Origin of the sequence: Achromobacter sp. Marseille-Q0513 (genome assembly GCF_018195695.1) — a bacterium.
GTDB lineage: Bacteria > Pseudomonadota > Gammaproteobacteria > Burkholderiales > Burkholderiaceae_B > Achromobacter.
Map to the genome: position 1 here is coordinate 1 of NZ_JAGTJY010000254.1, position 6,489 is coordinate 6,489.

At 67.6% G+C, this 6,489-nt stretch carries 12 protein-coding genes; all 12 read left to right on the forward strand.

Annotation, left to right across the window (positions count from 1 at the left end):
• Positions 1-84: 84 nt before the first annotated feature.
• Positions 85-486, forward strand: a complete 402-nt coding sequence (locus tag KDH83_RS28640; RefSeq protein WP_061071946.1) for a hypothetical protein — start codon at positions 85-87, stop codon at positions 484-486.
• 3 nt (positions 487-489) lie between these two features.
• On the forward strand, positions 490-852 hold the full coding sequence (locus KDH83_RS28645) for a hypothetical protein (protein WP_212322029.1): 363 nt from the start codon (positions 490-492) through the stop codon (positions 850-852).
• Between the two features lie 94 nt (positions 853-946).
• Complete coding sequence (locus tag KDH83_RS28650; RefSeq protein WP_212322030.1) at positions 947-1,429, forward strand: HNH endonuclease signature motif containing protein; 483 nt, start codon at positions 947-949, stop codon at positions 1,427-1,429.
• Positions 1,426-1,785, forward strand: coding sequence for a hypothetical protein (locus KDH83_RS28655; protein ID WP_212322031.1), 360 nt, complete (start codon positions 1,426-1,428; stop codon positions 1,783-1,785). Before KDH83_RS28650 ends, KDH83_RS28655 begins: the two co-directional genes overlap by 4 nt.
• Positions 1,782-1,988: a hypothetical protein gene (locus KDH83_RS28660; protein ID WP_212322032.1), complete on the forward strand. Its 207-nt coding sequence runs from the start codon at positions 1,782-1,784 to the stop codon at positions 1,986-1,988. The genes KDH83_RS28655 and KDH83_RS28660 overlap by 4 nt, the downstream gene beginning before the upstream one ends.
• 12 nt (positions 1,989-2,000) lie before the next feature.
• Entirely contained in the window at positions 2,001-3,146 is a 1,146-nt protein-coding gene (locus KDH83_RS28665) for a hypothetical protein (RefSeq protein ID WP_212322033.1), read from the forward strand.
• A 42-nt stretch (positions 3,147-3,188) separates the two neighbouring features.
• Positions 3,189-4,052: a phage recombination protein Bet gene (bet, locus tag KDH83_RS33000; RefSeq protein WP_212322034.1), complete on the forward strand. Its 864-nt coding sequence runs from the start codon at positions 3,189-3,191 to the stop codon at positions 4,050-4,052.
• Positions 4,049-4,675, forward strand: coding sequence for a lambda exonuclease family protein (locus KDH83_RS28675; protein ID WP_212322036.1), 627 nt, complete (start codon positions 4,049-4,051; stop codon positions 4,673-4,675). The genes bet and KDH83_RS28675 overlap by 4 nt, the downstream gene beginning before the upstream one ends.
• 36 nt (positions 4,676-4,711) lie before the next feature.
• Positions 4,712-5,239: a hypothetical protein gene (locus KDH83_RS28680; RefSeq protein WP_054443001.1), complete on the forward strand. Its 528-nt coding sequence runs from the start codon at positions 4,712-4,714 to the stop codon at positions 5,237-5,239.
• 80 nt (positions 5,240-5,319) lie between these two features.
• Positions 5,320-5,574: a hypothetical protein gene (locus KDH83_RS28685; protein WP_212322038.1), complete on the forward strand. Its 255-nt coding sequence runs from the start codon at positions 5,320-5,322 to the stop codon at positions 5,572-5,574.
• Positions 5,571-5,990, forward strand: coding sequence for a hypothetical protein (locus tag KDH83_RS28690; RefSeq protein ID WP_212322040.1), 420 nt, complete (start codon positions 5,571-5,573; stop codon positions 5,988-5,990). The genes KDH83_RS28685 and KDH83_RS28690 overlap by 4 nt, the downstream gene beginning before the upstream one ends.
• A gap of 3 nt (positions 5,991-5,993) precedes the next feature.
• Positions 5,994-6,489 (forward strand): hypothetical protein (locus KDH83_RS28695; protein WP_212322042.1); only part of this gene is annotated, 496 nt, incomplete at its 3' end.

The window sequence follows — 6,489 nt, forward strand, 5'->3', positions numbered from 1 at the left end:
CCTCCCCCGCGGCCGGGCGGGGCGCCAGGCCGCCCCCCCCCGCCGACCCCCCCCCCGCCCCGGGTGCCGGGGCAAGGAGACATCATGAACCGCAACCGCATCCAACGCCGCGCCGCGCGCATCGGTGCCCAGGGCCGGGAATACCTCCTGAACCTGTCGGCCCTGCGCTCGATGGTGCGCGACTTCACCCGCGACCGCATCGTTGGCTACCGCCTGAACCCGGCCAACCGGCCCAGCGCCCAGGACAAGGTGTTCCAGGCGCGCAAGTTCTGGTTCGGCGATCAGTTCAGCCCGCCGGCCAGCATCGCGGCCCGCACGGCGCTGCGCGTGGCCTGCGGCATGGGCTCCGACTATCTGGCGTTCCGCGCGGCGGTGCTGCCCGGCTACTACCGCGTGCTGGCCGACAACCGCCGCCAGGAGCGCGCCCGCGCCGCCGCGCACTACGGCGAGCTGGCCGACCTGATCGACCGGGAAGGGAGGAACTGAGCCATGGGTGCCTATCACGCCGACATGATTGAAGCGCTCATACGCCTGCAAAAGCGGCCGCGCGACGAGTCCGACGCCAACGAAGATTTGCCCACGCTCGACCGGCAGCAAGCCATCGACGCTGTGGTCGCGTGTCTCTCGCACGAAGAACCGACCGCCTACGGGCTGACGGCTGCTGACTGGGCCGAGCACCTGATGAACGAGCTGGCGGACAACCCGGCGGCCGTGCTGCTGGCGCTGCTGATCGGCTCCACCGTGCCGAGCGTGGGCGCATTCCTGGCCGGCCACCTGGGCAACTGCATCGAGGGCCTGGCCAACCGCCAGCTTGCCGAGATGGATCCGGACGAAGCCGAGGCGTGCCTGTGACCGCCCTCCTTCAATTCATCGCCGTCGGCCTGGCCGCGGCGTACCTGATTGGCCTGGTCGGCGACGCCGCGATGGCCCTGCATCGGAGAAACGCATGACCCCGAGCCGCAAGAAGGTCGAGGGCGCGCGCCCCAAGTTCATCGAGTGGCTGGTGGCGCGCGGCGCCCAGGTGTTGCGCCCGACCAACGAATGGGAGCTGGTGCGGTTCGACTGCGCGAGCGGCGTGGCCATCGTCTACGGGAATTCCAAGGGCGGCACCACGTTCACCGGCGAAGCGCTCAAGGCCTGGGAGGCGTTCATGGGTAGCGGCGCCTGGTCGGCCGGCGCACGCACCAAGCGCGTGAAGCTGAGTCCGATCGTTCACACCCTGCTGGAACGCGACGGCGACCGCTGCTTCTACTGCTTCGGCCATACGTCCGACGCCGACCGGTCTGTCGAGCACCTGGTGCCCGTGGCGCACGGCGGCCCAAACCACATCAGCAACCTGGTGCTCGCGCACCGCGCCTGCAATGCGCTCGCCGGCCACATGAGCGCGATGGAAAAGATCCGTATCCGCGAACAGCGAGGTGCCCAATGACGGCGAACCACACTTCCGGCCCGTGGAGGGCCGTTGCGCTCGGCGGCGCGTCGGTGGTCCTGACCACGGTCAAGCCTGCGCGCAATGACACGCGGATCCCAGCCTACGGCTACGACGAAAGCCGCGGCCACAGCGTCGGATACCCGTTCATCGACGACGTCAAGGGCGTGCGGCTCGATTTCGTGTGCTTCTCGCATGCGGACGCCAACCTGATCGCCGCCTCGCCCGAGCTGCTGGCCCAGGCCGAGAAGCATCTGGCTTGGCTGTCCAAGCTCACCGACTGGACCGGCGTCGGCGATCCCGATGTCGACGGTCTGATCGCTGCGATCGCGAAAGCGAAAGGGGCGCGCTCATGATCCGCCGCATCTCGATCACCTGGCGCCGCGCGCGCCGCACGGGCCGCGATCTGGACCTGGCCGCCTACGCGTGCTTCGTGCTGTCCGGCGTGGCGCTGCTCGCCGCCCTGTCCGGCGTGCTGGGCCCGACGCTCGACGCCCAATCCACCCTCACCGCCTGCGAAGGCTGCGGCAAGACCGCCGTCGCCGCGCGCCAACCCTGAGAGACCACCACCATGACCGAAGTTGCAGACGAAGTGCTCGACGCGCCCGCCGCGCTTGCTGAATTCAACCCTGTGCAGAAGGGCCTGGCCGAACTGCGCCACGAACTGGCCGGCGTGCAGTTCGACGTCACCACCACGGCCGGCGACAAGGCGGCGCGCGCTGCCCGCGCCAAGTGCGTGACGATCCGCACCAGCGCCAAGAAGGTCTACGAAGGGTGGAACGCGCCGATGCTGGAAAAGCAACGCGCCATGCGCGCCCTCGTGACCACGATCACCGCAGAAGTCGAGAAGATCGAACTGCCGATCGATGCCCAGATCAAGGCGGAAGAGCAGCGCCGCGCCGAGATCAAGGCAGCGAAGGAAGCCGCCGAACTGGCGCGCCAGCAGGCGATCCAGGAGCGCCTGGACCATATCCGCGACTTCGCCACCAGCGCCGCCGGCCTGTCGTCCGCCAAGATCGCGGCCATGCGCGAGACGCTGGCCGAATTCCCGCTGACCACGGAACTGTACGAACACCGCGCCGGCGAGGCCATGCAGTTGCACGCCGAGGTTGTCGCCAAGCTGGATCAGATGCACGCCGCGGCGCTGGCGCAGGAACAGGAAGCTGCGCGCCTGGCCGCCGAGCGCGCCGAGCTTGAGCGTCAGCGCCAGGAGCAGGAAGCAGCAGCGCAGCGCCAGCGTGAAGCCGAAGCCGCCCAGCTCGCCAAGGAACGCGCCGAGCTGGAAGAGCAGCAGCGCCAATTGCAGGCCGCCCGAGACGAAGAAAACGCCCGCCAGGAAGCCGCGCGCGCCGAACAGGCCCGCAAGGATGCCGAAGCCGCGGCGGCGCTCAAGCGCCAGCAGGACGAGATCGACCGTCAGCGCCGCGAGTTCGAGGCGCAACAGGAGGCCGCGCGCCGCGCCGAGCAGGAGAAGGAAGAAGCCGCGGCCCGTGAGCAGCAGGAGAAGGAAGCCGCCGCGCGCGCAGAAGCCGAACGGGCGGAGCGTGCACGCCAGGAAGAAGCAGCGCGCCGCGAGCGCGAGAACTTCGAAAAGGTCGGCCCTGGCGCCACCGCCATCGCGCACGCCGTCGCCGAGTCCTTCGACGTGGATGTGCAGGTCGCCGTCGCCTGGCTCAAAGAATTCGACGCCGCCAGCGTCGAGCAGATCACCGAGTAATCAACCCCATACGCCCGGCCGAGTCTCGGGCAGGAGAACCACATGGCAGCCGCCCTTACCGTCAGCAACTTCACTTCGTCCCTGGCCACGAAACTCGCCGAGCGCTTCGGCATGGACGCCAACCCGGAAATCATCGACGTCCTCAAGAAGACCGCCTTCAAGGGCGACGTGTCCGACGCGCAGATGGGCGCGTTGCTGGTCGTCGCCAACCAGTACGGCCTGAATCCCTGGGTCAAGGAAATCTACGCCTTCCCCGACAAGGGCAGCATTGTGCCGGTGGTGGGCGTCGACGGCTGGGCCCGCATCGTGAACGACCATCCGCAGTTCAACGGCGCCGAGTTCGATATCGCCGACGACGGCAGCAAGGTCACGTGCACGATCTACCGCAAGGACCGCGAACACCCGACGCGCGTCACCGAGTATCTGGCCGAGTGCAAGCGCGAGACGCAGCCCTGGAAGTCGCATCCGCGCCGCATGCTGCGCCACAAGGCCTTCATGCAGTGCGGCCGCTTGGCCTTTGGCTTCACGGGGATCTACGACCGCGATGAGGCCGAGGCGATTGTCGAGAAGGACATGGGCGCCGCTCAGCAGGTGCCGCGCACCGCGCAGGACTTCGCCGAGCAGGCGCGCCCGCAGCCTGCAGCCGAGGTCGACCGCGAGCAAGTGGTGCGCGACTTGGAAATGATCGCGCGCAGCGACGACGCGGCGGAAAAGCGCATCGCCGACCTTGAGAGCGCCTGGAAGGGATTGACCAAGGATGAGCGCGCCGCAGTGGGAGCCGCCGAAATCAAGCGCCTCAAGGCCCTGGCCGCCGCCGAGGATGCCACGCCGGCACCGGCCCAGCAGGACGCCGCGCCGGCCGCCGAGGCAGCCGAAGACAACCCCTTCGACGGAGTTGACGAATGAACTCGCCCGCCGAACAACGCACCGACCAATGGCAGATGGACCGCGCTGGCAAGCTCACCGCGTCCGTCTTCGCCGACATCATCGGCACCACCCGGGCCGGCAAGCCCACCGCCGAGCGCGCGAAGCTGATGCGTCTGAAGGCTTTTGAACGGCTGGCCGGCATTCCGAAGCACGAGGTCGGCGCGCGCGCCATGGCCTGGGGCAAGGATTTGGAGCAGGCAGCTACCGAAGCCTATGAGGTCGACAGCGGGAACATCGTCGAAACCACCGGCTTTCTGCTGCACCCGCAGCACGACTTCATCGGCTGCAGCCCGGACGGGCTGGTCGCCGCAGACGGCGGCATCGAAATGAAGTGCCCCCACGACGAGCAAGTCCACGTCCAGACGTGGCTGGAAGGCATGCCCGCTGACCATATCCCCCAGGTCCAGGGCTGCATGCTCGTCACGGGCCGGCAGTGGTGGGACTTCATCAGCTACGACCCGCGCCAGGCCCCGGCGCTGCGCCTGTACGTGCAGCGCATCCCGCGCGACGAGGCCTACATCAAGACCCTGCTGACCGCCCTGCTGCAGTTCGAAGCCGAGCTGCGCGCGATGGTCGACACCCTGCGCCGCAAGGCCGCCTAACCCTTCCCAGCAGCACAACCTACGGAGCAATCCCGCATGTTCTCGATCACCGAGCAAACCGCAACCCTGGCGCACATCAACGTGCGCACCGAGCGCCACGGCGAAGAGCCGGCGGGCGCCGCTGACCTGAAGATCAGCTTCACCGATGGCAACGGCGTGCTGTCCGAATTCCATCCGGTGCTGCGCTCGTTTCTCTACAAGCAAGAGGAATCCCCGGACCAGGCCGAGATGCCCGTTGGCGAGGCACTGACTGTGCGCCGCTTTGGCGACCTGATCGAAAAGCTCCGCCTCAAGCACGAGCTGGTAGGCGCCAAGGTGTTGATCGGCTTCGGCCTGGGCGGCGCTTCCGATATCGAACTGGACCCCGCCGACGTTGACGGGTTCGCCGCTGAAATCATGGAAGGCGGCAGCGTGATCATCACCTTCCGCGTGAAGTGCCACCCGAGCGGCGAGCAGGTCAAGAAGCTCTACGAGGTGCTGGGCAACGAGATCACGATCAGCATCACGCCCGCCGTCGACAAGCAGGGATCGCTGGGCCTGAACCTGGAGCCGGAAGCGGCGTAGCCCTTTGGCCGGCCCGGCGGCGGGACTCCCTCCCCCATCCGACCGCCGCCGGTGCCAGGCCTCCATATACCGAGAAGACCATGACCGATTTCACGCCCGCCGCATGCCATGCAGCAGCACAGCACGCCATCGGCGAATACATCCAGCAGGTCGGCGCCTACGGCGACCCGGACAAGGTCCGCAAGGCGCTGGAAATGCTGATCAGCACGGCTGCGCTGGGCTACGGCTACGTGTCCAACCAGATCGCCGTCATCGACCTGCTGCTGCGCACCTCCATGAACGTCGCCCAGCGGATGGAGGACGGCAACGCCTACCCCGAGACGGTGCAGCAATGACCCACGCCCGCAAGCCCCGCCGCAACAAGGCCCACCGCCCCATCGTGCCGCGCCTGCCCGTCATGGGCCCGCTGCGCGACGAGTTCGGCATGAGCCTGCACACGGCCTACTCCTGCCTGGCCAACGCGCCCACAGAGGACGCCTGGCACACGCTGGCGCGGGCGTTCAACCTGCTCCAGCTCACCCTGGAGCATGACGAGCGCCACGCTTACGAAGCCCGCCTGATCACCGGCGGCGCGGCCGCGCTCATCCAGGTCGAAAAGCGGGCTTGCCGCGGCGTGATCCTGCACGACTACGAGCTGGCGCCCATCCGCGTCGGCGTGAACACCATCGACGGCCTGCTGGGAAAGCTGGACGTCATCAAGCTGAACTACGCACGCATGCGCCTGAATGCCATGCAGAACCAAGGAGCCTGACCCATGACCACCACCATTCCCGCCGGCTGGAAGCTGGTTCCTGAGATCATGACGCTGGATATGTGCGTAGCCTTCGCCGAGGCTTGGTTCAGCAAGGTCCGCTGCATTGACGATCACGACATGCAGGACGCCTACGCCGCCATGCTTGCCGAGGCTCCCGCCGCCCCTGGCGTATCCACGGTGGAGGATGCCGAGGACGAGCAGACTGCCTTCGAGCGCTGGTGTGACCGTATGTGTCCGTCCGGCGATGCTAACGAGGTACAGCGCCAATGGGAAGCCAGCAGCGACTACGCAGACTTCCACGCTCCCGCTGCTGGCGATGCGCAGGATGCGCATTTCGACCTGTGGCAAGACGACATGGTGGTGGCTTCGGCCAGTGGCCCGAGGTCTCAGGCCCTGCAAGAGATCCAGCACTATGCCGCCGTGTACAGCCAGGACGGCCCCGTGCAGATCGAGGAAGTCATCCGCATCCCGTTGAATGCCGCCCAGCAGGGCGAAG